General features: G+C 72.0%; 21 protein-coding genes. 6 read left to right on the top strand and 15 right to left on the bottom strand.

Annotated features, from left to right (window positions below; all coding sequences use genetic code 11):
• Positions 1-125: 125 nt before the first annotated feature.
• The 9 genes from ACIA8O_RS31750 to ACIA8O_RS31710 all read right to left on the bottom strand — a co-directional run bounded on the left by ACIA8O_RS31750 (position 126) and on the right by ACIA8O_RS31710 (position 11,473).
• On the bottom strand, positions 126-1,007 hold the full coding sequence (locus ACIA8O_RS31750; RefSeq protein ID WP_396297456.1) for a CDP-alcohol phosphatidyltransferase family protein: 882 nt from the start codon (positions 1,005-1,007) through the stop codon (positions 126-128).
• A complete protein-coding gene (locus ACIA8O_RS31745) occupies positions 994-1,683 on the bottom strand; it encodes a phosphatidylserine decarboxylase (protein WP_396297455.1) in 690 nt (229 codons plus the stop codon). The genes ACIA8O_RS31750 and ACIA8O_RS31745 overlap by 14 nt, the downstream gene beginning before the upstream one ends.
• A gap of 381 nt (positions 1,684-2,064) precedes the next feature.
• Entirely contained in the window at positions 2,065-3,273 is a 1,209-nt protein-coding gene (locus tag ACIA8O_RS31740; protein ID WP_396297454.1) for an acyl-CoA dehydrogenase family protein, read from the bottom strand.
• Positions 3,274-3,406: 133 nt separating this feature from the next.
• On the bottom strand, positions 3,407-3,904 hold the full coding sequence (locus ACIA8O_RS31735) for a MaoC family dehydratase (RefSeq protein ID WP_345290795.1): 498 nt from the start codon (positions 3,902-3,904) through the stop codon (positions 3,407-3,409).
• Position 3,905: 1 nt separating this feature from the next.
• A complete protein-coding gene (locus ACIA8O_RS31730; protein ID WP_396297453.1) occupies positions 3,906-4,865 on the bottom strand; it encodes an HpcH/HpaI aldolase/citrate lyase family protein in 960 nt (319 codons plus the stop codon).
• A gap of 23 nt (positions 4,866-4,888) precedes the next feature.
• Positions 4,889-6,913, bottom strand: a complete 2,025-nt coding sequence (locus tag ACIA8O_RS31725; RefSeq protein ID WP_396297452.1) for a protein meaA — start codon at positions 6,911-6,913, stop codon at positions 4,889-4,891.
• Positions 6,913-8,250, bottom strand: coding sequence for a crotonyl-CoA carboxylase/reductase (ccrA, locus tag ACIA8O_RS31720; protein WP_396297451.1), 1,338 nt, complete (start codon positions 8,248-8,250; stop codon positions 6,913-6,915). Before ccrA ends, ACIA8O_RS31725 begins: the two co-directional genes overlap by 1 nt.
• Positions 8,251-8,591: 341 nt before the next feature.
• Positions 8,592-9,503: a TetR family transcriptional regulator gene (locus ACIA8O_RS31715; RefSeq protein WP_396297450.1), complete on the bottom strand. Its 912-nt coding sequence runs from the start codon at positions 9,501-9,503 to the stop codon at positions 8,592-8,594.
• A gap of 194 nt (positions 9,504-9,697) precedes the next feature.
• Positions 9,698-11,473: a 3-hydroxyacyl-CoA dehydrogenase family protein gene (locus ACIA8O_RS31710; protein WP_396297449.1), complete on the bottom strand. Its 1,776-nt coding sequence runs from the start codon at positions 11,471-11,473 to the stop codon at positions 9,698-9,700.
• Positions 11,474-11,909: 436 nt separating this feature from the next.
• On the opposite strand from ACIA8O_RS31710, the gene ACIA8O_RS31705 reads away from it, so the two are divergent.
• Entirely contained in the window at positions 11,910-12,602 is a 693-nt protein-coding gene (locus ACIA8O_RS31705; RefSeq protein WP_396297448.1) for a maleylpyruvate isomerase family mycothiol-dependent enzyme, read from the top strand.
• A 69-nt stretch (positions 12,603-12,671) separates the two neighbouring features.
• Here ACIA8O_RS31705 and ACIA8O_RS31700 read toward each other — a convergent pair whose 3' ends face one another.
• On the bottom strand, positions 12,672-14,168 hold the full coding sequence (locus tag ACIA8O_RS31700; RefSeq protein ID WP_396297447.1) for an MFS transporter: 1,497 nt from the start codon (positions 14,166-14,168) through the stop codon (positions 12,672-12,674).
• Between the two features lie 113 nt (positions 14,169-14,281).
• Positions 14,282-14,923, bottom strand: a complete 642-nt coding sequence (locus ACIA8O_RS31695) for a TetR/AcrR family transcriptional regulator (RefSeq protein ID WP_396297446.1) — start codon at positions 14,921-14,923, stop codon at positions 14,282-14,284.
• A gap of 239 nt (positions 14,924-15,162) precedes the next feature.
• Here ACIA8O_RS31695 and ACIA8O_RS31690 point away from each other — a divergent pair, with 239 nt between their 5' ends.
• A complete protein-coding gene (locus ACIA8O_RS31690; RefSeq protein ID WP_396297445.1) occupies positions 15,163-16,512 on the top strand; it encodes a glutamine synthetase in 1,350 nt (449 codons plus the stop codon).
• A gap of 192 nt (positions 16,513-16,704) precedes the next feature.
• On the opposite strand, the gene ACIA8O_RS31685 is transcribed toward ACIA8O_RS31690, so the two are convergent.
• Positions 16,705-17,355 carry a CGNR zinc finger domain-containing protein gene (locus tag ACIA8O_RS31685; protein WP_396297444.1) on the bottom strand — a complete coding sequence of 217 codons (651 nt, stop codon included), beginning with the start codon at positions 17,353-17,355 and terminating at the stop codon, positions 16,705-16,707.
• Between the two features lie 133 nt (positions 17,356-17,488).
• On the opposite strand from ACIA8O_RS31685, the gene ACIA8O_RS31680 reads away from it, so the two are divergent.
• The 3 genes from ACIA8O_RS31680 to ACIA8O_RS31670 all read left to right on the top strand — a co-directional run bounded on the left by ACIA8O_RS31680 (position 17,489) and on the right by ACIA8O_RS31670 (position 20,352).
• Positions 17,489-18,046: an HPP family protein gene (locus ACIA8O_RS31680; RefSeq protein WP_396297443.1), complete on the top strand. Its 558-nt coding sequence runs from the start codon at positions 17,489-17,491 to the stop codon at positions 18,044-18,046.
• Positions 18,047-18,117: 71 nt separating this feature from the next.
• Entirely contained in the window at positions 18,118-18,756 is a 639-nt protein-coding gene (locus ACIA8O_RS31675) for an HD domain-containing protein (RefSeq protein ID WP_396297442.1), read from the top strand.
• Positions 18,757-18,834: 78 nt separating this feature from the next.
• A complete protein-coding gene (locus tag ACIA8O_RS31670) occupies positions 18,835-20,352 on the top strand; it encodes a vanadium-dependent haloperoxidase (protein ID WP_396297441.1) in 1,518 nt (505 codons plus the stop codon).
• A gap of 62 nt (positions 20,353-20,414) precedes the next feature.
• Here ACIA8O_RS31670 and ACIA8O_RS31665 read toward each other — a convergent pair whose 3' ends face one another.
• The 3 genes from ACIA8O_RS31665 to ACIA8O_RS31655 all read right to left on the bottom strand — a co-directional run bounded on the left by ACIA8O_RS31665 (position 20,415) and on the right by ACIA8O_RS31655 (position 23,069).
• Entirely contained in the window at positions 20,415-21,338 is a 924-nt protein-coding gene (locus tag ACIA8O_RS31665; protein ID WP_396297440.1) for a transporter substrate-binding domain-containing protein, read from the bottom strand.
• A 19-nt stretch (positions 21,339-21,357) separates the two neighbouring features.
• Complete coding sequence (locus ACIA8O_RS31660; RefSeq protein WP_396297439.1) at positions 21,358-22,086, bottom strand: hypothetical protein; 729 nt, start codon at positions 22,084-22,086, stop codon at positions 21,358-21,360.
• Positions 22,087-22,193: 107 nt separating this feature from the next.
• Positions 22,194-23,069, bottom strand: coding sequence for a HipA family kinase (locus ACIA8O_RS31655; RefSeq protein ID WP_396297660.1), 876 nt, complete (start codon positions 23,067-23,069; stop codon positions 22,194-22,196).
• 95 nt (positions 23,070-23,164) lie between these two features.
• On the opposite strand from ACIA8O_RS31655, the gene ACIA8O_RS31650 reads away from it, so the two are divergent.
• Complete coding sequence (locus tag ACIA8O_RS31650) at positions 23,165-23,605, top strand: SRPBCC family protein (protein ID WP_396297438.1); 441 nt, start codon at positions 23,165-23,167, stop codon at positions 23,603-23,605.
• Positions 23,606-24,024: the final 419 nt, after the last annotated feature.

Here is a 24,024-nt window from a genome sequence, read left to right as displayed (position 1 = left end):
CACACGGGGGCGGCGTCGCGCCCCGGACCCCGCCCCGTTGTTCACGGCTCGGGACCGGAGCAGCTGCCGGTCACGCCCCCGACCCAGCTCCCTGGTGGGGGCCCTTCTCCGTGCTCGACGGGCCGTCAGCAGCCGCGCGACTCCGCGCGGCGGGCCCGCACGTCGCCGACCTTCTGGCCGACCTTGCGGCGGATGACCAGCAGCGGGGCCATCGCGGCCAGTGTGATCTGGGCGACCGCGCCGATGTGCATCAGGGTGTTGCCACCGGGCAGGCCGGCCGCCCAGGAGGCGAGGCAGCCGATGGAGACCACGATCCAGCAGAGGGTCGCGGTGGCCAGCATGCCCTGCGGCTTCGGGTACTCGATCCGGCTGACCATCAGGTAGGCCACGCCGAAGATCATCAGCAGGCCCGGGACGAACGGCGGGTCGAGCAGCACGATGGCGATCACCGTCATGGCACCCATCGGGCAGGGCATGCCCTGGAAGATCCCGGGCGCCATCTTGACCGCCGAGAACCGGGCCAGCCGGAGCACCACCGCGAGCAGCACGGTGAGCGCGATCAGCGCCGAGAAGCGCTGGTCCGAGCCCGGGCTGACGATGCCCCAGACCGCGACGAAGTACGCGGGGGCGATGCCGAAGCTGATCAGGTCGGCCAGGTTGTCGAGCTCCGCGCCCAGCGCCGAGGAGCGCAGCTTGCGGGCCACCAGGCCGTCGAACAGGTCGCACATCGAGCCGATCAGCAGCAGCGTCACCGCGGTGGCGGCGCTGTGCTTGTCGGGCCCGGCCGCCGAGGCGCCGGTGATGTGCGGCATCAGGACCCCGGTGGTGATCGAGTAGATCGCCAGGAAGCCGCAGACGGCGTTCCCCAGGGTCAGGAAGTCGGCGGTCGACAGGTGCTGGGGCGAGCGGGGAGCACGCAGCTCCCGGTCGCGGGCCCAGCGGCGACGGCGCAGCGCCGTCTCCTCGTCGTCCAGCCCGACCAGGGTCTCAGGATCAGTCACGGTCAAGGCGCGTCACCCCGGCAGTGGTCTTCTGGCCGACCTCGACGCCGACCTCGACGCCGGCCGGCAGGTAGGTGTCGACGCGGGAGCCGAAACGGATCAGACCGATCCGCTCGCCCTGCTCGACCTTGGTACCGGCGTCCACGTACGGCACGATGCGACGGGCCACGGCCCCCGCGATCTGCACCATCTCGATGTCGCCGAGCTCGGTGTCGAAGTGCCAGACGACACGCTCGTTGTTGTCGCTGTCCTTGTTGAACGCCGGGACGAAGTTCCCGGAGATGTGCTCGACGGACGTCACGGTGCCGGGCAGCGGCGCGCGGTTGACGTGCACGTTGAGCGGGCTCATGAAGATCGCCACGCGGGTGCGGCCGTCCGGCCAGGCGTCGATGGACTGGACCACGCCGTCGGCGGGGGAGATGACCCGGCCCTGCCCGATCTCCCGCTCGGGGTCACGGAAGAACCACAGCATGCCCGCGCTGAGCGCGCAGGCCGGCACGGCCGCCACGGCCCACTTGCCGCTCCGCCGGGTGAGGGCGGTGGTGATCGCGGCCGTGGCCAGGGTGGGCACGAACCAGGGGGTGGCTCCTCGCGCGATGGTGACGCGCGGGCGCCGACCGTTCGCCGGGGCGAGGGCATCGCCAGCCGGAGCGGAGGAGTGAGGGGACGGGCTGATGGGCATCGAATACCTTAGTCGCGGGCCCCGGCCGGCAGAGCTTGGCACCTGGACGGGGGCCACCGCGGGGATCGAGTGATAAAGGGACGGCATGCTGTCCCGGTGGATGGTATCGGGACCAGGCGGTAGGTGGGCAAGCCGCCTGCTGAGCTGGGTGTCCCGTGCGGTGCCGATCCGTGCCTGCTATGTGTACGACCGTAACGCGACGGGCAGCGGTTCCCCAAGGGTCGGTACTCGCCTCGTGACCCACATCTCAATACGAACACGGCTGACGGGTCGTCAATCAAGGGCGTGCGGAAGCAGCCGTAGGGCGCATACCCAAGAGGTACACGCCCTACGGCCTGACCGGGCTCCGGCCCGCACGCCGAGCCCGGTCGGACGGTGGTCTCAGTCCGCGATGCGGTACTCCTCCAGCAGGCGGCGACCCACGATCATCTTCTGGATCTCCGCCGTACCTTCACCGATCAGCAGCATCGGGGCCTCGCGGTAGAGGCGCTCGATCTCGTACTCCTTGGAGAAGCCGTAGCCGCCGTGGATGCGGAAGGCGTCCTCCACGACCTCCTTGCAGTACTCGGAGGCCAGGTACTTGGCCATGCCGGCCTCCAGGTCGTTCCGCTCGCCGCTGTCCTTCTTGCGGGCGGCCATCACCATCATCTGGTGCGCGGCCTCGACCTTGGTGGCCATCTCGGCCAGCTTGAACTGGATCGCCTGGTGCTCGGCGATCTTCTTGCCGAAGGTGGAGCGCTGCTGGGCGTAGGAGATGCCCAGCTCGAAGGCGCGGCGGGCCACCCCGCAGCCGCGGGCGGCCACGTTGACCCGGCCGACCTCGACGCCGTCCATCATCTGGTAGAAGCCCTTGCCCGGGACGCCGCCGAGGATGCGGTCGGCCGGGATGCGGACGTCCTGGAGCACCAGCTCGGTGGTGTCGACGCCCTTGTAGCCCATCTTCTCGATCTTGCCGGGCACCGTCAGGCCGGGGACCTTCGGGTTCGGGCCGAAGCCCGGCTCCTTCTCGATCAGGAAGGTGGTCATGTTCTTGTACGGGGTGGAGCCGCCCTCGTCGGTCTTGCACAGGACCGCGACCAGGGTCGAGGTGCCGCCGTTGGTCAGCCACATCTTCTGGCCGTTCAGGACGTAGAACTCGCCGCTCTCGTCCTTGACGCCCTTGGTGGAGATGGCCGCCACGTCGGAGCCGAGGCCCGGCTCGGACATCGAGAAGGCGCCGCGGATCTCGCCGGCCGCCATCCGGGGCAGGAAGTACTCCTTCTGCTCCTGGGTGCCGTGGGCGTTGATCATGTGGGCCACGATGAAGTGGGTGTTGACGATGCCGGAGACCGACATCCAGCCGCGGGCGATCTCCTCGACCACCAGGGCGTAGGTCAGCAGGGACTCGCCCAGGCCGCCGAACTCCTCGGGGATGGTCAGGCCGAACAGGCCGAGCTGCTTCATCCCCTCGACGATCGCGGTCGGGTACTCGTCCTTGTGCTCCAGCTCGGTCGCGACCGGGATGATCTCCTTGTCGACGAAGTCCCGCACGGTGGCGAGGATGTCCCGCTGGATCTCGGTCAGGCCGTCGGTCTGTGCGAGGCGTCCCATCGTGCGGCTCCAGGAAAGGTCTGAGGGTGGTGGGGAGTTGCGGGGGCGCCACGGGCGTGACTTCCGTGGCGCCCCCGGGGACCGGAGAGGGGCCGATGACGGCGGCTCCTCGGCCGGGGTCTGTGAGCCGGCTCTAGGAGAGCGGCTCGGGGCGGCCGGGCTGGTCGCCGCCGCGCTCCTTCAGGTACTGCTCGGTCGGCACCATCACCTTGCGGCGGAAGATGCAGACGACCGTGCCGTCCTGCTTGTAGCCCTTGGTCTCGACGTAGACGATGCCCCGGTCCGGCTTGGAGGTCATGTTCTTGTCGAGCACCACGGTCTCGCCGTAGAGGGTGTCGCCGTGGAAGGTCGGCGCGATGTGCCGCAGCGACTCGATCTCCAGGTTGGCGAGCGCCTTGCCGGAGACGTCCTCGACGCTCATGCCGAGCAGCAGCGAGTAGATGTAGTTGCCGACCACGACGTTCTGGCCCTGCACGGTGGTGGTCGCGTAGTTGGCGTCCATGTGCAGCGGGTGGTGGTTCATCGTCAGCAGGCAGAACAGGTGGTCGTCGTACTCGGTGACGGTCTTTCCGGGCCAGTGCTTGTAGACCGCGCCGACCTCGAACTCCTCGTAGGTGCGTCCGAACTGCACGTCAGGCCTCCGGGATCTCGAACTTGGAGGTGCGCTGCATGCCGGCCGCGCGGCCCTTGCCGGCGATGACCAGGGCCATCTTGCGGCTGGCCTCGTCGATCATCTCGTCGCCGAGCATCGCGGAGCCCTTGGCGCCGCCGGCCTCGGAGGTGCACCAGTCGTAGGCGTCGAGGATCAGCTCGGCGTGGTCGTAGTCCTCCTGCGAGGGCGAGAAGATCTCGTTCGCGGCGCCGACCTGGTCCGGGTGCAGCACCCACTTGCCGTCGAAGCCGAGGGCGGCGGCGCGGCTCGCCACCTCGCGGTAGCCCTCGGGGTTGCGGATCTGCAGGAAGGGGCCGTCGATCGCCTGGAGGTCGTGCATCCGGGCGGCCATCAGGATGCGCATCAGGATGTAGTGGTAGGCGTCGGCCGGGTAGCCGGGCGGCTGCATGCCGACCACCAGGGACTTCATGTTGATCGAGGCCATGAAGTCGGCCGGGCCGAAGATGATGGTCTCCAGCCGGGGCGAGGCGGCGGCGATCTCGTCGACGTTGACCAGGCCCTTGGCGTTCTCGATCTGCGCCTCGATGCCGATCTTGCCGACCTCGAAGCCCATGGTCTTCTCGATCTGGGTGAGCAGCAGGTCGAGCGCCTTGACCTGGGTGGCGTCCTGCACCTTGGGGAGCATGATGCAGTCGAGGTTCGGGCCGGCGCCCTCGACCACGGTGATGACGTCCCGGTAGGTCCAGTGCGTGGTCCAGTCGTTGACCCGGACGACCTTGGTCTTGTTGCCCCAGTCGCCGTTGTTCAGCGCGTCCACGATGTGGTGGCGGGCGCTCTCCTTGACCAGCGGGGCGCAGGCGTCCTCGAGGTCCAGGAAGACCTGGTCGGCCGGGAGGCCCTGGGCCTTCTCCAGGAAGCGCGGGTTGCTGCCGGGGACGGCCAGACAGGAGCGGCGGGGGCGCAGGCGGTTCACAGTCATGAGGGTGGGTCAGTCCTTCCGGGTCAGCTGGTCGCGGCGGTCGAGGTCGCGGCCCAAGGCTGGAGCCTGTTGGCCAGCCGGATCTCGTCCACGATCCGGCCGATGATGGTGGTGATGCCGAAGTCCTTCGGGGTGAAGACGGCGGCGACGCCGGCGGCCTTGAGGGCCTCCGCGTCCGCTGCCGGGATGATGCCACCGACGATCACGGGGACATCCTCCACCCCGGCCCGCCGCAGGCGGGAGAGGACGTCGGGTACCAGCTCCGGGTGGGCGCCGGAGAGGATCGACAGGCCGACGCAGTGCACGTCCTCCGCGACCGCCGCCGAGACGATCTGCTCGGGCGTCAGGCGGATGCCCTGGTAGACCACTTCGAAGCCCGCGTCGCGGGCCCGGACGGCGATCTGCTCGGCGCCGTTGGAGTGCCCGTCCAGGCCGGGCTTGCCGACCAGCAGGCGGAGCTTGCCGGTGCCCAGCTCGGCCGCGGTGGCGGTGACCGCCTCGCGGACGGCGGCCAGCTCGCCGCCCGGCTCGGCCGGGACGGCGACCGGTGCGCCGCCGACCCCGGTGGGGGCGCGGTACTCGCCGAAGACCTCGCGCAGGGCGAAGGCCCACTCGCCGGTGGTGACCCCGGCGCGGGCGCAGGCCAGGGTGGCCGGCATCAGGTTGGCGGTGGTGCCCGCGACCGTCTTGAGCTCGGCCAGGGCGGTCTGCGCGGCCGCCTCGTCCCGCTCCCGGTGCCACTGCTGAAGGGCCGTCAGGACGGACCGCTCGGAGGCCGGGTCGACCACCATGATGGCGGTGTCCAGGTCGGCCGTGAGCGGGCTCTCCTCGGTGGTCTCGAAGCAGTTGACGCCGACGATCTTGTCCTCGCCGGACTCGATCCGGGCCCGCCGGGCGGCGTGCGAGGCCACCAGGTTGGACTTCAGGTAGCCGGACTCGACGGCCGGGATCACCCCGCCCATCTCCAGCACCTTGGCGATCTCGGCCTCGGCGCCGGCCAGCAGCTCGGCGGTCTTGGCCTCGATCACGGCGGAGCCGTTGAAGATGTCGCCGTACTCGAGCAGGTCGGACTCGAAGGCCAGCACCTGCTGGATGCGCAGCGACCACTGCTGGTCCCAGGGCCGGGGCAGGCCCAGCGCCTCGTTCCAGGCCGGGAGTTGGACGGCCCGGGCGCGGGCGTCCTTGGAGAGCGTGACGGCCAGCATCTCCAGCACGATGCGCTGGACGTTGTTCTCCGGCTGGGCCTCGGTCAGGCCGAGCGAGTTGACCTGCACGCCGTAGCGGAACCGGCGCTGCTTGGCGTCCTCGATGCCGTAGCGCTCGCGGGTGACCTTCTCCCAGAGCTGGGAGAAGGCCCGCATCTTGCACATCTCCTCGACGAAGCGGACGCCCGCGTTGACGAAGAAGGAGATCCGGGCGACCACTTCGCCCATCCGCTCGGCCGGGACCTGCCCGGAGTCGCGGACGGCGTCCAGCACCGAGATCGCCGTGCACATCGCGTACGCGATCTCCTGGACCGGGGTGGCCCCGGCCTCCTGGAGGTGGTAGCTGCAGATGTTGATCGGGTTCCACTTGGGGATGTTCCCGACCGTGTAGGCGATCATGTCGGTGATCAGCCGGACCGAGGGGCCGGGCGGGAAGACGTGCGTCCCGCGCGACAGGTACTCCTTGACGATGTCGTTCTGGGTGGTGCCGGTGAGCTTGGCGATGTCCGCGCCCTGCTCCTCGGCGACCACCTGGTAGAGCGCCAGCAGCCACATGGCGGTGGCGTTGATCGTCATCGAGGTGTTGGTCTGCTCCAGCGGGATGCCGTCGAACAGCGTCCGCATGTCGCCGACGTGGCCGACCGGCACCCCGACCCGGCCGACCTCGCCGCGGGCCAGCACGTGGTCCGAGTCGTAGCCGGTCTGGGTCGGCAGGTCGAAGGCGACCGAGAGGCCGGTCTGACCCTTCGCCAGGTTCTTCCGGTAGAGCGCGTTGGAGTCACTCGCGGTGGAGTGGCCCGCGTACGTCCGCATCAACCACGGACGGTCCCGGTCGGCGGCCATCAGATGTTCCGGAAGCGGTTGATGGCGGGGAGGTGCTTCTCGCGGAGCTCGGCGTCGCGCACGCCCAGGCCCTCCTGCGGGGCCAGGCAGAGCACGCCGACCTTGCCCTGGTGCTTGTTGTGGTGCACGTCGAGGGCGGCCTGGCCGGTCTCCTCCAGGGTGTAGACCTTGGAGAGGGTCGGGTGGATCTTGCCCTTGGCGACCAGGCGGTTGGCCTCGAAGGCCTCGCGGTAGTTGGCGAAGTGCGAGCCGACGATGCGCTTGAGCGACATCCACAGGTAGCGGTTGTCGTACTGGTGCATGAAGCCGGAGGTGGAGGCGCAGGTGACGATGGTGCCGCCCTTGCGGGTGACGTAGACCGAGGCGCCGAAGGTCTCGCGGCCCGGGTGCTCGAAGACGATGTCCACGTCCTCGCCGCCGGTGAACTCGCGGATCTTGGAGCCCAGGCGCTTCCACTCGCGCGGGTCCTGGTTGTTCTCGTCCTTCCAGAACTTGTAGCCCTCGGCCGAGCGGTCGATGATCGCCTCGGCGCCCATGTTCCGGCAGATCTCGGCCTTGGCCTCGCTGGAGACCACGCAGATCGGGGTGGCGCCGCCGGCCAGCGCGTACTGGGTGGCGTACGAGCCGAGGCCGCCGCTGGCGCCCCAGATCAGGACGTTGTCGCCCTGCTTCATGCCCGCGCCGTTCTGCGAGACCAGCTGGCGGTAGGCGGTGGAGTTGACCAGGCCCGGGGAGGCGGCCTCCTCCCAGGTGAGGTGCTTGGGCTTGGGCAGCAGCTGGTTGGTCTTCACCAGGGCGATCTGGGCCAGGCCGCCGAAGTTGGTCTCGAAGCCCCAGATGCGCTGCTCCGGGTCCATCATCGTGTCGTTGTGGCCGTCCGGGGACTCCAGCTCGACCGAGAGGCAGTGCGCGACGACCTCGTCGCCCGGCTTCCAGGCGTTGACGCCGGCGCCGGTGCGCAGGACCACGCCCGCGAGGTCGGAGCCGAGCACGTGGTACGGCAGGTCGTGACGCTTCGTCAGCGGCGAGAGGCGGCCGTAGCGCTCCAGGAAGCCGAAGGTGGAGACCGGCTCGAAGATCGAGCTCCAGACGGTGTTGTAGTTCACCGAGCTGGCCATCACGGCGACCAGGGCCTCGCCCGGGCCGAGCTCGGGCAGCGGCACCTCGTCGAGGTGCAGGGACTTGCGGGGGTCCTTGTCGCGGCTCGCCTGGCCGGCGAACATCTGCTCCTCGTCCTTGTGGAGCGTGACCGCCCGGTAGGACTCCGGCAGCGCGAGCCCGGCGAAGTCCGCCGAGGTGCTGTCGGGGTTGAGGATCGCGTCGAGGATTTCCTTCATGGCTGCCTCCGAAGGCGTACCTGTGTGAGGGCGCACAGGGCGTCTGGGGGAGCCGGGAGCGGACACCGGCTTCGCTTGTCGTCTGGGTGGGAACTGCTGGGAAGTCTCTGGGCTGCGACGGCTGGTGGTGTCGCACCTGGCACGGCGCGCCGAGGTGGGGAGCCGCGGCGCCGCGCTGGTGAGCAACAAGGTAGTGGCACCCTGTGCCACTCGTAAAGACACCGCGTGCCAGGAATTCGAGTGAACCAGCACACGCCCGCCGGCGCCCGCCGAGGGCATGCGAAAGGCCCGCCCCGAGGAGTCGGGGCGGGCCTTCGAAACTGCTCTGACCTGCGGGGACGTCAGCCGGTAGGTGCGCTGAGGGCGGCCTTGATCCGGTCCACCACCTGCTCCAGCGGGGCGTCGGTGCGGGTGACTGTGATGAGCACCTCACCTCCGGTGCCGCCCGGGACGGCACCGAGTGCACCGGCCGTCATGACCTCGAAGGACGGTGACGGTGTCACATTGGCACCGGGTGCCACACCGGTACCGCGCCGCCTCATGCCGTTCGGCGCGGTGGCCCAGAAGGTGCCCCGGATGACGTCGAAGGAGTGGTCCAGCTGGGCCTCCACGTCGCCCGAGCCGCCGGCCCGCAGCCAGCGCCGCAGCACGTGGTTGTGGGCCGCGACCACGGCCGCCGCCGAGACCTCGGCCAGCATCGAGTCGTCGTCCCCGCCGCGCTGCCAGCCCGGCGGGATCTCCTCGGCCGCGTCGAAGCGGCCCAGCAGGTACCGGGTGAACAGGCGCTCGTACCGGGAGACCACCGCGATCTCCCGCTCGCGCAGCGCCGGGACCTGACGGATCAGCTGGTAGCGGGCCACCGAGACGCCCGGGGTGGAGGCGTACATCCGGAGCACCTCCTTGATGCCCCGGCAGACCACGTCCAGCGGGTGCTCCTCGGAGTCGGCGCTGGCCAGCAGGTCGGCCACCCGGACCAGGGTGTCGTCGTGGTCCGGGAAGATCGCCTCCTCCTTGGACCGGAAGTACCGGAAGAAGGTCCGCCGGGCCACCCCGGCGGCGGCCGCGATCTGGTCGACGGTGGTCTCCTCGTACCCCTGGGAGGAGAACAGGTCCATCGCGGCGGTCGCCAGGTCCTGGCGCATCTGGAGGCGCTGGGCGGCCGCCCGGCGGCTGCCGGCCCCGGTGTCGGCGGCCGCCCGGCCGCCCTCCGCCCGCTCCGGGGCTGACGTTTCGGATGACTGTTCCCGGTCCATGCCCGGAACGCTACACGTACCGGGAGGCCCTCCCGCGGGCTTCGGCCGCCGCAGCGGCGGCACGGGTGCGGAGACCGCCGGGCGGGGCCACCGCCCGGCCGCCGCACCGGGCCCCCAGGCGGGCCGGACGGCCCTCGCGGGGGCGGCTGCCCGGCCGTCCGGGGACGGTGCCCCGGCGGCCGGCTGACGGCCCGTCACCGGCGCACGTGGTCGCGGAACCCGCGACCGGTCTTGCGGCCCAGGCACCCGGCCGCCACCAGGTGCTCCAGCAGCGGGGCGGCGGCCAGGCCGGGCTCCCGGAACTCCTGGTGCAGCACCTGCTCGATGGTGAGCGAGACGTCCAGGCCGACCACGTCCAGCAGCTCGAACGGGCCCATCGGGTAGCCGCAGCCGAGCTTCATCGCGGTGTCGATGTCGTCCACCGTGGCGTAGTGCTCCTGGAGCATCCGGACGGCGTCGTTGAGGTACGGGAAGAGCAGCGCGTTGACGATGAAGCCGGCCCGGTCGCCGCACTCCACCGGGTGCTTCTTCACGCTCGCGCACAGCTCCAGCACGGTGGCGGTGACGTCCGGCGCGGTCAGCACGGTGGAGACCACCTCGACCAGCTTCATCGCCGGGGCCGGGTTGAAGAAGTGCATCCCGATCACGTCCTGCGGCCGCGAGGTGGCGGTCGCGCAGCTGATCACCGGCAGCGAGGAGGTGGTGGTGGCCAGCACCGCGCCCGGCTTGCAGATCTTGTCCAGGGTGGCGAACAGCTCCCGCTTGACCGCCAGGTCCTCGGCCACCGCCTCGACCACCAGGTCGGCCTCGGCCAGCTCCTGGTACGAACCGGCCGGGGTGACCAGGGCCAGCGCGGCGTCGCGCTGCTCCTCGGTCAGCCGGCCGCGCTTGACCGAGCGCTCCAGCGAACCGGCCAGCTGGGCCTTGGCCGCGTCCGCCTTGGCCTGGCTGCGGGCGGTCAGCACCACCTGGTAGCCGGCCTTGGCGAACACCTCGGCGATGCCGGTGGCCATGGTGCCCGAGCCGCAGACGCCGACGGTGCGCACCGCGCGCCCGGCCGGCCGCTCCACCGCGGCGGCGCCGCTCTCGGCCACCACCTTGGAGGAGCCGGGGGACTGGTAGGTGTAGAAGCCGCGCCCGGTCTTGCGGCCCAGCAGCCCGGCCGCGACCAGCTGGCCGAGGATCGGGGCGGGGGCGTGCAGGCGGTCCCGGGACTGCTCGTACATCGCCTCCAGCACGGTGCGCGCGGTGTCCACGCCGATCAGGTCCAGCAGCGCCAGCGGGCCCATCGGCAGGCCGCAGCCGAGCCGCATGGCGGCGTCGATGTCCTCCCGGGTGGCGTACTTGGACTCGTACATCGCGGCGGCCTGGTTGAGGTACGCGAACAGCAGCCCGTTCACCACGAAGCCGGCCCGGTCCCCGGCGGCCACCGGCTCCTTGCCCAGGTCCCGGGCGAACTCGGCGGCCTGCTCGGCCACCTGAGGGGTGGTCAGCACGGTGCGCACCACCTCGACCAGCTTCATGGTGTGCACGGGGTTGAAGAAGTGCAGGCCCAGCACCCGCTCCGGGCGGCTGGTGGCGGCGGCGATCCGGGTGACCGAGAGCGCGGTGGTGCCGGTGGCCAGCACCGTCTCCGGCGGGCAGATCCGGTCCAGCTCGGCGAAGACCTCCCGCTTCAGCTCCAGCTGCTCCGGGACCTCCTCGATCACCAGGTCGGCGGTGACGGCGGCGTCCAGCTGGTCGCCGACCGAGACCAGGGCGAGCAGCGCGGTGCGCTCCTGCTCGGTCAGCCGCTCCCGGCGGACGGCGGCGGCGGTGGCCTCCTCGATCCGGGCCAGTGCGGCGGCGGCCTCGGTGGGACCGGCCTCGATGCCGATCACCCGGCGGCCGCTGCGGGCCACCGCGACGGCGATGCCGGCACCCATGGTGCCGAGCCCGACCACGGCGACGGTGGGGAAGGGACGCTCCATTGTCCTGACTCCTTGTCATGGGGACCGCGCCGCCCTCCCCGGCCCGGCGCGCGGCTCGTCGTCGAGCGGCGGCCCTGTGGGGGCGGGGGAGGAGGGTGTGGCGGCGCGGAGGCGGGAGATGACGGTTGCGGCGTCACGCGGCAGGCCGGTCCGCTCCGGCTCTGGCGCTGAACTGCCGTGGTACTCAGGCGCACTGGTGATGTGTGCCGGGTCCGCCAGGGTGCGATGGCACGGCGGACGCGGCCCCGCCGGTGCGGCTCCCGAAGCCCGGCGGTGGTGCGTGCGGGTCACTGTAGCGAAGTTACTTTCAAGTAGGAAGGGTTCCGATGTGACAAGGCATCGGTGAATTTCCGCCGGGACGCGCCCCCGCTCCGCCCGGAGGGCGATGCTCGGCCGGTAGGGACAGACGCAGGACCACGAGAGTCGGGGACAGGACATGAACGACTTCGGCACGGCGGAGCGGATCGCCCAGATCAAGGCGGCCTCCGACCGACTGGGTGAGCTGATCGCCGATCTGACCGACGAGCAGGCGCGGGCGGCCACCGAGCTGCCCGAGTGGACCCGGGGCCACATCCTGGCCCACCTCGGCGGCATGGGCCCGGCCTTCGCCCGCCAGGCGGAGTACGCCCTGCGCGGCGAGCAGATCGCCGTCTACGACCGGGGCCCGGTCTCCCGCAACGGGCTGATCGAGGCCAACCACGACAAGCCGGCCCAGGAGCTGCGGGAGGCCTTCGCCCGGGGCTCCGAAACCCTGTACGCGGCCTGGGAGAAGCTCGGCGAGGAGGACTGGCAGCTCCCCAGCCCCTACCGGGGCAGCCTGCTGGCCACCCAGCTCTCGTACTGGCGCGAGGTCGAGCTGCACGCGGTCGACCTCGGCCTCGGTTACCGGCTGGACTCGATCACCGACGAACTGGCCGACCACCTGCTGCAGTTCCTCGCGGTCCGGCTGCCGGCCGGGGTGACGGCGGTGCCGTCCGACGGCGGCCCGGCGATCGGTGACCCGCAGGCCACCGTGACGGTCCGCGGCACCCGCCGGGAGCTGGCCGGCTGGCTCTCCGGCCGCCCGGCCGCCACCGCGCCCACCGCCGAGGGCGCCGCCGCCCTGCCGGAGCTCGGCGACTGGCCGTGACGGTGATGCGGTAGACGCACGAGGGCCCCGCCTCCCGGAAGGGAGACGGGGCCCTGACGCTGTGTCGGGTCAGTGCACCAGCACCGGGACGGCGTCGTCCTGCGCGGCACCGGCGGCCGGGGCCTCCGGCTTGCCGGTGTTGATCAGGAGACCGGCGATCGCGGCGGCCAGCACCATGATCCCGAAGGACCACCAGATGGCGGTCTGGAAGCCGTGCACCATGCCGTTCAGGCCGAACAGCTGCGGGTTGCCCGCGGCCTGGGCGGCGTTGTCCTTGAGCCAGGCGGTGGTGGCGCTGGCCGCGACGGTGTTGAGCAGGGCGACACCGATCGCGCCGCCGACCTGCTGCGAGGTGTTGACCATGGCCGAGGCCACGCCCGCGTCCCGCGGCTCGACGCCGTGGGTGGACAGGCTCATGGCCGGCATGAACGAGGTGCCCATGCCGAGGCCCATCAGCACCAGGCCGGGCAGGATCAGCGCGGGGTAGGAGGAGTCGACGTCGATCTGGGTGAGGATCAGCAGACCCACCGAGGCGAGCAGGAAGCCCGGCACCATCAGCAGCCGGGGCGCGACCTTGGTCATCAGCCGGGCGCCGATCTGGGTGGAGCCGGTGATCATGCCGGCCACCATCGGCAGGAAGGCCAGGCCGGTGGTGATCGGGGTGTACTTCAGCACGACCTGCAGGTAGTAGGTCAGGAAGAGGAACAGGCCGAACATCCCGATGATCGCGACGCCGAGCGAGGCGTAGACACCGCCGCGGTTGCGCTCGGTGACCACGCGCAGCGGCAGCAGCGGGGCCTTGACCTTGCTCTCGACCACCACGAAGGCGGCCAGCAGCACGGCGGCGGCGACGAACAGACCGACCGTCACCCCGGCGCCCCAGCCGTCCGACTCGGCCTTGGTGAAGCCGTAGACCAGGGCGACCAGGCCGGTGGTGACCAGCAGCACGCCGGGCACGTCGAGCTTGTTGCGGTTGCGGCCCTCGGCGGGCTCGCGGATCACCATCACGGCGCCGGCTATGGCGACCACGGCGAACGGGATGTTGACGTAGAAGGTCCAGCGCCAGTTCAGGTACTCGGTGAGCAGGCCGCCGACGATCAGACCGATCGCGCCACCGCCACCGGCGATGGCGCCGTAGATGCCGAAGGCCTTGGCGCGCTCCTGGCCCGAGGTGAACATCACTGCGAGCAGGGAGAGCGCGGCCGGGGCGAGCAGGGCGCCGAAGACGCCCTGGAGGGCGCGGGCGCCGAGCATCATGGCGGTGTTGACCGCAGCGCCGCCGAGCGCGGAGGCCAGCGCGAAGCCGACCAGGCCGACGATGAAGGTGCGGCGGCGGCCCCACAGGTCGGCGATCCGGCCGCCGAAGAGCAGCAGCGAGCCGAAGGCCAGCGCGTAGGCCGTGATGACCCACTGGCGGTTGCCGTCGGAGATGTGCAGGTCCGCCTGGGCGGAGGGCAGGGCGATGTTCACGACGGTGGCGTCGAGCACCACCATCAGCTGGGCCAGGCCGATGAAGACCAGGGCTTGCCAACGGCGCGGGTCGGGCGCCGTGTTGGTTCCGGACAAGGGTGTACCCACTTAGGTGCGAGAGCGTGCGAGATGCGAGCGGTGTGCTGGTGCAGAAGTCACGGGTCGCGCTCGGGCTCTGCCGGGCGCGGGTTTCCGACGGAACGTCAGTACTACGGGCGCTTGAGGTCCTCCATGCCCGCCGGACGGCCGGGCAGTTCGGAGCGGGCCGGGGCCCGCATGCCGTCCAGCAGGATCAGCAGGTGGCGGCGGGACCAGCCCTCCGCCGTGAGGCAGCCGGTGCCCGGCAGCGGCCTGGTCAGCTGGGTCACGGCGACGAGGTAGTCGCCGACACCGACATCGGTGCGGAAGGCACCGGCCTGCTGGGCCCGGGTGATCACCTCCGTCACCAGGGCCGTCAACTCCTCGCCGGCCTGGGCCAGTTCGGGGTGATTCGGATCGGCGTGCTCGCTGACCAGCGGGCAGAGCGCGCTGATCTGCTCCTCCGCCGCGGCCAGGGTGAAGCGCACCACGGCCTGGAAGGCGTCCGCCTCCTCGGCCATGGCGGCCCGGGCGTGCTCGGAGACGCGGCGCATCACCGAGCAGGCGACGTGGTGGACCAGCTCGCGCCGGTCGGCGAAGTTCCGGTAGACGGTCGCGTTCCCCACCCCGGCCCGGCGGGCGATCTCGTCGAGCGGGACGTCCGGCCCCAGCTCGACGAGGGCCTCCCGGGCCGCGTTGACGATCCGCTCCCGGTTGCGGGAGGCGTCGGCCCGCAGTCGTGGTGCGCTCGCCTCGGTGGCGGTGGCTGTCATCGGTCCAACTCCTCTCCGACCCCCGTTACCGGGGACGGATTCCCCGGTTGTTCAGAACATAGCGTCAAACGGGGAGGATGTCCCCGGATATTTCGAGCCGCGGTGTGACCTGCGTCATGTCCGCCGTCGCACTTCTTGACAGGACACCGGCAGCTGTGACGGGGTCGCTACCCGATGGAGTGGCACCGCACCGCCGGGCGAGTGACACGGGCCCGGCGGCCGGTCCGCGCGCGGGCAGCATGGGCGCCATGAACAGCGCACCGTCGCGCGCCGAGCGCGCCGCCCGGGCCCGTCTCGTCGCCTCCCGGCTGACCGCCCAGGGCGTGGACGGAGTGGCCGTCAGCTGGGTGGACAACTCCGGGATCGGCCGGGTGAAGACCTTCCCGGTCGGGCAGTTGGAGCACGCCGCCGAGTGGGGGGTGGGGGCGGCGCCCTGCTTCGACGTCTTCCTGCTGGACGACTCGGTCACCTCCAGCCCCTTCACCCGGGGCCCCGACGGCGACCTGCGGCTGGTCCCCGACCTGGACCGGCTGGTGCCGCTGGCCGCCCAGCCCGGCTGGGCCTGGGCCCCGGCCGACCGCTACGCCCAGGACGGCACCCCGCACCCGGGCTGCCAGCGCCGCTTCGCCGCGCGGATGGCGGACGCCGCCGCCCGGCGTGGGCTGACCCTGAGCACCGGCATCGAGGTGGAGTGGGTGGTCACCGACGCCACCGGCGCCCCGGCCACCACCGCCCCCGCGTACGGGATGCACCGCTTCGCCGACTTCTCCGACTACCTGCGGGACCTGCTGCGGGCGCTGGGGGAGCAGCAGTTGACGGTGCTCCAGCTCCACCCCGAGTACGCGCCGGGCCAGTTCGAGGTCTCGGTCGCCCCGGACGGGCCGCTCGGCACCGCCGACACCACCGTGCTGGTGCGCCACACCATCCGGGCCGTCTCGGTCCGGCACGGCCTGCGGGCCGGCTTCGCGCCCGCGCTCACCCCCGAGGGCGTGGGCAACGGCGGCCACCTGCACCTCAGCCTCTGGCGGGACGGCCGCAACCTCGGCACCGGCGGCCCCGGCCCGTACGGCCTGCACCCGGCCGCCGAGCACTTCCTGGCCGGGGTGCTCGACCACCTCCCGGCCCTGCTGGCGCTCGGCGCCCCGAGTGCCGCCAGCTACCTGCGGCTGCGGCCCTCCCGGTGGTCCGGCCCGTACCGCTGCTGGGGGCTGGAGAACCGGGAGGCGGCGCTGCGGCTGATCACCGGCTCCACCGCCGGGCAGGCCAACGCCGAGGTGAAGTGCTTCGACGCCACCGCCAACCCCTACCTGCTGGTCGGCGGGGTGATCGCGGCCGGGTTGGACGGGCTGGACGCGGGCAAGCCGCTGCCCGGCGAGGTGAGCGGCGACCCGGCCGAACTCGGCACCGTGGAGCGGCTGCCCGCCGACCTGGGCGAGACGGCGGACGCCTTCGAGGCCTCGGTGGTGCTGCGCGAGGCGCTCGGTGCCCAGCTGCACGCGGCGGTGCTGGCGGTCCGTCAGGCCGAGGCGGAGCTGTTCGCCGACCGGGCCCCGGAGGAGGTCATCGCGGCCACCGTCGGCCGCTACTGAACCACCGTGCCGCATACCGCAACTGACGGTCAGTCAGCGGACCTACCTCCCGGTAATCGCCCGTCCGTGGCCCCAGTTGACGGAGACCGGGTCTTGTCCTGGCCGCGACGAGGCACCGCTCCCTAGTGTCGTTGGTGAAGGAACGAACGCATGCGGAGCGAAGGAGAGGGAGCGCGATGAGCCGCAGAGCCGTCAGACCGTAGGCCCGGCCGGTTCGCGCAGCCGCTTGCTGTGCCGGGCGACCCGCACCCGGTTCCCGCAGGTGGTGGTGCACCACTCCCGCCGCGCGTGGCTCCGGACGAAGTACAGGATGCAGCCCGGCGCCGGACAGGCCCGGACCTGCTCCGCGGTGGGGCCGGTGAGCAGCTCGACGCCGGAGGCGGCGATCTCGCCCAGGGCGACCAGCCGCAGGTCCGGCTCGGTCCAGCGGGCCGTCGCCCCGCTGCCGTCGGGCGCGAACTCCAGCCAGCCGGCGGCCAGTCGGGCGGTCCGGTTCACCGCGGCCAGGGCCGGCTGCGGTGCGGCGGCACCGGCCACCAGGGCGCCCGAGAGCTCGCGCAGCGCCGCGCGCAGCTCCAGGTAGCGGCCGAGGTGGGCGGGTTCGGCCTCCCGGTCGTCCAGCAGGGCGGTCAGGCCGGGGCGCAGCCGCTCGCCGAGCCGGGGCAGGACCGTCCGCAGCCAGTCGTCCAGTTCGGTCGGCTCGGTGAGGGCGTCCATCAGGGTGCCCCGGGTGCCGCCGTGGACGTAGGTCGTGTTGACAAGGTCGAGTGCGAGCGGTTCGCCGGTGAGGGGCAGTCGGTCCGTCGCCGTCCGGGTGCCGCGCTGCCGAGTCGTGCTGCTCATGTGCCCATCATGCCTTTCCGCTCGCCGTGTCCGGTTCCGGTCCCGGAGGAAGCGCGAAGTCCGCTCTCCAGCTAATGTGTACCATGCCGAAAAGGCATTAGCAGCGTCTCGCGACGAATCCGAGGGAGTCCTCATGACCAACCTCTCCGCCCCGCCCGCGGCCGCCGCGGCCCCGGCCGCCGCCCCGCCCGCCGCCAAGAAGAGCCCGTTCGCCAGCAAGGCCCCGGCCCGCCCGGCGTTCTCCGCCATGGGCATCGGCACCCTCGGCTCGGTGGCGGCCCTGGTCGCGCTGGTCGCGATCGGCGTCGCCCTGGACCAGACCGTGCTGATCCCGCCGCTGGCGGCCAGTGCCGCGCTGGTCTTCGGCGCGCCCGCGCTGCCGCTCTCCCAGCCCCGCAGCGTGATCGGCGGCCAGCTGATCTCCGCGCTGGTCGGCTTCGTGGTGCTGGCCGTGGCCGGCAGCTCGATGTGGGCGGCCGGGGTGGCCGGCGGTCTGGCGCTCGGCGCGATGATGCTGGCCCGCACCCCGCACTCGCCCGCCGCCGCGACCGCGGTGATCGTGGTGCTCACCCAGCCCCACACGGTGAAGTTCCTCGCCCTGCTCGCGCTCGCCACCGTGGTCCTGGTGGTGGTCGGCATCGTCGCCGGGCGCAGCGGGAGGACCGCCAAGTACCCGAGCTACTGGTGGTAGTCACCGCCGCCCGCTGAGCCCCGTCCCGCCGTGCACCACGTCTTCCCCGACCACTTGTGAGGAGCCACCTGATGGCCGTTCAGATCGCCGGCATCGAGATCCCGGACAGCAAGATCGCCAACGAGGCCACCGAGCTGATCCGCGAGGCCACCACCGACCTGGTGTTCCACCACTCCCGCCGGGTCTTCCTCTGGGGCGCCCTCCAGGGCGAGCGCCGCGGCCTCACCGTCGACCGCGAACTCCTGTACGTCGGCGCGATGTTCCACGACCTCGGGCTCTCCGAGCAGTTCCGCGACTCGGGCCGCCGGTTCGAGATCGACGGCGCCGACGAGGCCCGCACGTTCCTGCTCGGGCACGGTGTGCCGGAGGAGGGCGCCCGCCTGGTCTGGGAGGGCATCGCGCTGCACACCACCCCCGAGATCCCCACCCTGATGGCCCCCGAGGTGGCCCTGGTCACCGCCGGCGTCGAGCTCGACGTGCTCGGCATCGGCTACCACGACGTCTCCGACGAGGTCCGCGCCGCGGTCACCACCGCCCACCCCAGGCCGGGCTTCAAGCAGCAGATCCTGGCGGCCTTCAACGAGGGCATCGCCCCGCGGCCCGCCACCACCTTCGGCAACATCAAGGCCGACGTGCTGGCCCACTTCGACACGGACTTCGTCCGGCCGAACTTCGTCGAGGTGATCCTGCAGTCCGACTGGCCGGAGTGAGCCTCGGCTCGTGACGGCCGCCCCCGTGGCCGACCACCGGTCACGGGGGAGCCCGCGCAAGGCAATTGGAGTAGGAACGTGAACCCCACCAGCACCTTCCGAACCACCGCACCGCGCCGCCGGTTACCGGCCGCGGTGACGGCGGCAGCGCTCGGCGCGGCCGTCCTCACCGTGGTCGCCGGCGGCCCCGCGGAGGCCAGGAGCGACCTGGCCGCCCCCCGGCCGGGGGACAACGCCGTCCTCCAGTGGAACGCCCAACTGCTCGACTCCCTGCGGGCCGCCACCGCGGCCTCCGGGAAGAACACCCCTCCCCCCGTCGGCCCCCGCGCCATGGGCGTCCTGAACGCCTGCGTCTTCGACGCCTGGGCCGCCTACGACGACCGTGCCAGGGCCACCCGGCTCGGCGACCGGCTGCGCCGCCCCTGGTGGCAGCGGACCGCCGCCAACGAGCGGGCCGCCGTCAACTACGCGGCGTACCAGGCGCTCAACGACCTCTTCCCCGCACAGCGCGCCACCTTCGACAAGAAGCTCCGCGAGCTCGGCCACGACCCGGCCGCCGCCCGGCCCGACGCCACCGTGGAACAGGCCAGGAGGGCCGGCACCCCGGCCGCCGTGGCCGGTGCCTCCTGCGGCGCGGTGCTGCGCGACCGGCACGCCGACGGCTCCAACCAGCTGGCCACGCCCCCGTACTCGGCGGCCCCCGGCACCTACACGCCGGTGAACCCGCCGCAGGACGAGAACCACTTCGACCGGGCCGCCCTGGTCCACCCGGAGCGCTGGGCGCCCCTGGTGCAGAACGGCGTCGTCCAGCAGTTCATCACCCCGCAGTTCCCGGACGTCCGGCCGTTCGTGCTGAAGGACCCGAAGTCCTTCCTGCCCGCCCCGCCGCCCGCCCCCGGTACCCCCGAGTCGGACGCGGCCGTCGCGAAGCAGCTGGAGCGCAACGCCGGCCTGACCGACCGTCAGAAGGCGATCGCGGAGTACTGGATGTTCCCCGCCGAGACCTCCGGCGGCATCACCCTGGACTGGGCCCGCTTCCTCTCGCACCGCGACCGGCACTCGCTGGACGAGGACGTCAAGATGCACTTCGCGCTCGGCCTGGCCGTGGCGGACGCCGGCGTGGTGATCTGGGACTCCAAGCGGACCTACGACTACGCCCGCCCGATCACCCTGATCCGGTACCAGAAGTCCGGCCAGCAGGTGCGCGGCTGGGCCGGTCCGGGGCAGGGCACGCAGACCTTCGACGGCTCGCGGTGGCGCCCGTACCTGCCCACCCCGGCCTTCGCGGCCTACGTGTCGGGCCACACCGGCTTCACCGCCACCGGTGCCGAGCTGCTCCGGCTCGCCACCGGCAGTGACGCCTTCGGCGGCTCGGCCCTGGTCAGGGCGGGCAGCTCGAAGTTCGAGCCCGGACACCCCGCCACCGACGTGCGGCTGTCCTGGCCCACCCTCAGCGCGGCTGCCGACGAGGTCGGCACCTCCCGCCTCTACGCGGGCGTGCACTGGGAGTTCGACCACGAGGCCGGTACCGAAACAGGACGCCAGGTCGCCCGTGCGGTCTGGTCCGAGGCCCAGCGGTTCATCAACGGAGGCTGACGCACCCGGGGCTCGGTGGGTCCGGGGCCGCACCGCGACGGCGGTGCGGCCCCGGGTCCGTTTCAGCCCTGGCTGCTGGGCGGCGTGCACCAGCTCTTCTCGATCCCGGCGGGCTTGTAGAGCTCCTCCACCCTGGCCCGGTCGCCCCAGGCGGGGCCGAACCAGGAGTTGAAGTTGTCGAACCACTGCGAGGACGGTGGGCGCAGGTAGCCGTCGAGCGCCTTGGCGATCTGCTGGCACAGCTCCCGGTCGTCGGGGTGGAGCGCGATGGCGTACTTCTGCGGCAGTGATCCCGGGTCGTACTCGACGAACCGGTACAGGTCCTTGCCCGGGGTGGCGATGCTCTGCCCGCGCAGGATCAGGCCGTCCGAGATGAAGACCTCGTCCGGGTTCGCGCCGATCTCCGCGAGGCAGCGGTCGGAGGTCGACTGCGGGACCTTGGTGACCGAGGAGTCCCGGGCGGCCCACAGCTCCACCGCGGGAGCGGCGGTGGTGTTCTCCTGGTAACAGACCTTCAGGCCCTTGGCGGCGGCGATCAGGTCCTTGTCGACGAGCTTGCTGTCCTTGCCCACCAGGACCCCGAGGCCGGTCTTCAGGTACGGCCCGGCGAACAGGAACCTCTTGTTCCGCTCCTCGGTGTAGGAGACCGCGGAGACGACCACCCGGACCCGGCGGCTGTTCAGCGCGTCCTCCCAGGTGCTGGCGGTGATCGGGGTGAAGTTGACCGGGAGCCCGAGGGTCCCGCCCAGCACCACCTGGGCGAGCGTCGACTCGAACCCCTTCGGCTGGTCCTGGCCCTGGCCCAGCTGGTTGAGGTTGGGCTGGTCGTTCTTGTAGCCGACGTTGAACGGCACGACCGGGGCCGAGGGGCTCGGGCTCGCCGAGCCGGCGGCCGTGGACGAGGGGGAGGGGCTCGGGCCCACCTGGCCGCCCCCGCCGCACGCGGGCAGGAGCAGGAGGGCGACTCCGAGACCGGTGCGCAGCATTCTCCGCAACAGACCGCCGTCACTTCCTGGAGTTGTGGAATCTCGCGAGCTGGATGTAGGTCGTGACCCGGCAGTTGCCCTCGGGGGCGACCGTCAGCACCAGGTCCACCTGCTTGACCTTGGGCGGGATCCGGACGGTGACGGTGTCCCCGCTCCGGGCCTTCTCCGAGGTGCCGGCCTTCAACTCGGCCGGCAGCAGGTCGCCCAGCCGCAGCACCTTGAAGGTGGTGCCGCCGCAGTCACCGGCGGTGGGCTCCCGGTTGACCAGGACGACGCTGATGTCCAGGCTGTCGAGCTTCTTCGGCACGGCGAGCCTGGCGGTGACGGTGTTGGGGGAGGCGTCCGGGTCGGCCGGCCAGTTGATCTGGCTGGTCACGTCCACCGGTTGGTTGGCGAAGTAGAGCTGGCCCCAGCGGCCGATCGAGGCGGTCAGGGCGGCGGCCACCAGGAGGGCGAGCACCGCGTGACCCGGGCGCAGCTGCCAGCGGTTGAAGGCGATCACGCCGCTGGAGAGCAGGGTCGCGGCCGCCAGGATGAAGGTGCCGGCGGCCAGTCCGTCCGCGCCGAGGGCGACGGCCCGCCAGACGCCGAGCGCGACGCTGGTCAGGAGGAGTGCGGCGAGCAGGGCACTGGCGAGCTCCCTGGGCCTGGAACGGGCGTTCGGCGGGGGTGGGTTGTCCGCGGGGGTGTCGTCGGGCTGCGGTGGGGGATCGGCCTGACCGGAATCCCCGTTCGGAGTCGGTGGCATGGCCACGAGTATGGCGGCGCGGAGCCGGATGCGCACACGAATTCGAAGAATGGCGAGGCCGCCGAAAAGGCCTTCCCGATACGGGAGTTGACGGTGGTGACGGTCCGTCAGTGAGCCCGCGGGCGGTCGCTCAGGTCGGGGACGTCCTGCAGCCAGGCCGGGCGGCCCGCGCGGGTGGCGGCGGCCCGGGAGACGGCGGTGCGCGCCAGCTGCTCGGGGGTGGGGAAGTCCTCCGGCAGCCAGGCGGCGGACTCGGCCGCACGGGAGGCCAGTTGGGCGACGTACGCCTCGCGCAGCTCCTCGGTGGAGCCGAAGCCCGGCTCGTCCGCCAGCCACTCCCCGGGGACCAGGGCGACCACCTCACGCAGCAGCTCCGGGGTGACCAGCGGGGCCAGCGCGGCGTCGGCCCCCTTGACGTCCGGGGCGTACCGGCCGAGCACGTGCTCGCTGAGGTCGTAGCGCTTGAGCAGCGAGGCGGCCGCGCCGGACCAGCGGTGGTGGAAGACCAGGCCCGCGCCGTTGTCGATCAGCCAGAGCTTCCCGTGCCAGACCATCAGGTTGGGGTTGCGGTAACTGCGGTCCACGTTGGCGGTCAGCGCGTCCAGCCAGACGATCCGGCCGGCCTCCACCGGGTCGACCTCCAGCAGGCCGTCCTTGAAGTCGCGGGCGCCCGGCAGGTAGTCCATGCCGAGGTTGTGCCCGGCACTGGCCCGCAGGATGTCCTGGATCTCCTGGTCCGGCTCGTGCGCGGCGACCGCCGGGTCGAAGTCCACCACCACCAGCTCGGGCACCCGCAGGCCGAGCCGGCGGGCCAGCTCGCCCACGACCACCTCGGCCACCAGCGCCTTGTGCCCCTGCGCCGCCCCCGCGAACTTCACCACGTAGGTGCCCAGGTCGTCGGTCTCCACGATGCCGGGCACGGAGCCACCGGCACGCAGCGGGTCCAGGTAGCGGAGAGCGGTCACCTCGGTCAGCTCGGTCAGCACACCGGCCAGCCTAACCCGGCGTCCGCTGTGATTGGCTTGGGCCGGCGGCGGTACCGCTGCTGTGCGAGGGAACGGTAGAGGAGAGTACGAAGATGGGACAGGTGCAGGCCACCACCGAGCGGGTCCTCCCCGGGGCGGCTCCGGACCGGGTGTTCGAGGCACTCGCCGACTACGCGGTGATCCGGCCGAAGCTGCTGCCCGAGCAGTACAGCGAGTACGAGGTGCGGGCGGGCGGGCGCGGGGCCGGGACGCAGGTCCACTGGAAGCTCCAGGCCACCGAGAAGCGGGTCCGGGACTGCCTGTTCACCGTCACCGAGCCGGGCGGACGCACCCTGGTGGAGACCGACGCCAACTCCTCGATGGTGATCACCTGGACGGTCGCCCCCGAGGGCACCGGCAGCAAGGTCACCGTCCGGGCCACCTGGACCGGGGCGACCGGCATCGGCGGCTTCTTCGAGCGCACCTTCGCGCCCAAGGGCCTCAACCGGATCCACGACCAGATCCTGGTCAAGCTGGCCACCGAAACCGCCTGACCCGCCCGGCAGGGCAGCGCCTCGAGGCCGAAGGCCTCAGGGGCGCGAGGCTCTGCTGATCTGCGGCTCCGCCGCGCGGGCGCGAAGCGGAAGGCGGCCCGGTGCGGCTGGCGTGAGTGGCTACGCCTCTGGGGGCGCGGGGCTCTGCTGATCTGCGGCTCCGCCGCGCGGGCGCGAAGCGGAAGGCGGCCCGGTGCGGCTGGCGTGAGTGGCTACGCCTCTGGGGGCGCGGGGATCTGCTGATCTGCGGCTCCGCCGCGCGGGCGCGAAGCGGAAGGCGGCCCGGTGCGGCTGGCGTGAGGGGCTACGCCGCTGGGGGCGCGGGGCTCTGCTGATCTGCGGCTCCGCCGCGCGGGCGCGCAGCGGAAGGCGGCCCGGTGCGGCTGGCGTGAGTGGCTACGCCTCTGGGGGCGCGGGGC

It is taken from the genome of Kitasatospora sp. NPDC051853, assembly GCF_044452665.1.
Taxonomy (GTDB): domain Bacteria; phylum Actinomycetota; class Actinomycetes; order Streptomycetales; family Streptomycetaceae; genus Kitasatospora.
Note: the sequence above shows the minus strand (reverse complement) of the source record. Positions and strands in the feature narration are given on the sequence as shown.

Excerpts from the sequence above, each read along its gene's own strand:
- ACIA8O_RS31705 (WP_396297448.1), top strand. The coding sequence starts at position 11,910 with ATGAACGACTTCGGCACGGCGGAGCGGATCGCCCAGATCAAGGCGGCC.
- ACIA8O_RS31715 (WP_396297450.1), bottom strand. The coding sequence starts at position 9,503 with ATGGACCGGGAACAGTCATCCGAAACGTCAGCCCCGGAGCGGGCGGAG.
- ccrA (WP_396297451.1), bottom strand. The coding sequence starts at position 8,250 with ATGAAGGAAATCCTCGACGCGATCCTCAACCCCGACAGCACCTCGGCG.
- ACIA8O_RS31745 (WP_396297455.1), bottom strand. The coding sequence starts at position 1,683 with ATGCCCATCAGCCCGTCCCCTCACTCCTCCGCTCCGGCTGGCGATGCC.
- ACIA8O_RS31680 (WP_396297443.1), top strand. The coding sequence starts at position 17,489 with ATGACCAACCTCTCCGCCCCGCCCGCGGCCGCCGCGGCCCCGGCCGCC.
- ACIA8O_RS31730 (WP_396297453.1), bottom strand. The coding sequence starts at position 4,865 with ATGACTGTGAACCGCCTGCGCCCCCGCCGCTCCTGTCTGGCCGTCCCC.
- ACIA8O_RS31650 (WP_396297438.1), top strand. The coding sequence starts at position 23,165 with ATGGGACAGGTGCAGGCCACCACCGAGCGGGTCCTCCCCGGGGCGGCT.
- ACIA8O_RS31695 (WP_396297446.1), bottom strand. The coding sequence starts at position 14,923 with ATGACAGCCACCGCCACCGAGGCGAGCGCACCACGACTGCGGGCCGAC.
- ACIA8O_RS31685 (WP_396297444.1), bottom strand. The coding sequence starts at position 17,355 with ATGAGCAGCACGACTCGGCAGCGCGGCACCCGGACGGCGACGGACCGA.
- ACIA8O_RS31740 (WP_396297454.1), bottom strand. The coding sequence starts at position 3,273 with ATGGGACGCCTCGCACAGACCGACGGCCTGACCGAGATCCAGCGGGAC.
- ACIA8O_RS31665 (WP_396297440.1), bottom strand. The coding sequence starts at position 21,338 with ATGCTGCGCACCGGTCTCGGAGTCGCCCTCCTGCTCCTGCCCGCGTGC.
- ACIA8O_RS31710 (WP_396297449.1), bottom strand. The coding sequence starts at position 11,473 with ATGGAGCGTCCCTTCCCCACCGTCGCCGTGGTCGGGCTCGGCACCATG.
- ACIA8O_RS31675 (WP_396297442.1), top strand. The coding sequence starts at position 18,118 with ATGGCCGTTCAGATCGCCGGCATCGAGATCCCGGACAGCAAGATCGCC.
- ACIA8O_RS31725 (WP_396297452.1), bottom strand. The coding sequence starts at position 6,913 with ATGGCCGCCGACCGGGACCGTCCGTGGTTGATGCGGACGTACGCGGGC.
- ACIA8O_RS31690 (WP_396297445.1), top strand. The coding sequence starts at position 15,163 with ATGGGCGCCATGAACAGCGCACCGTCGCGCGCCGAGCGCGCCGCCCGG.
- ACIA8O_RS31660 (WP_396297439.1), bottom strand. The coding sequence starts at position 22,086 with ATGCCACCGACTCCGAACGGGGATTCCGGTCAGGCCGATCCCCCACCG.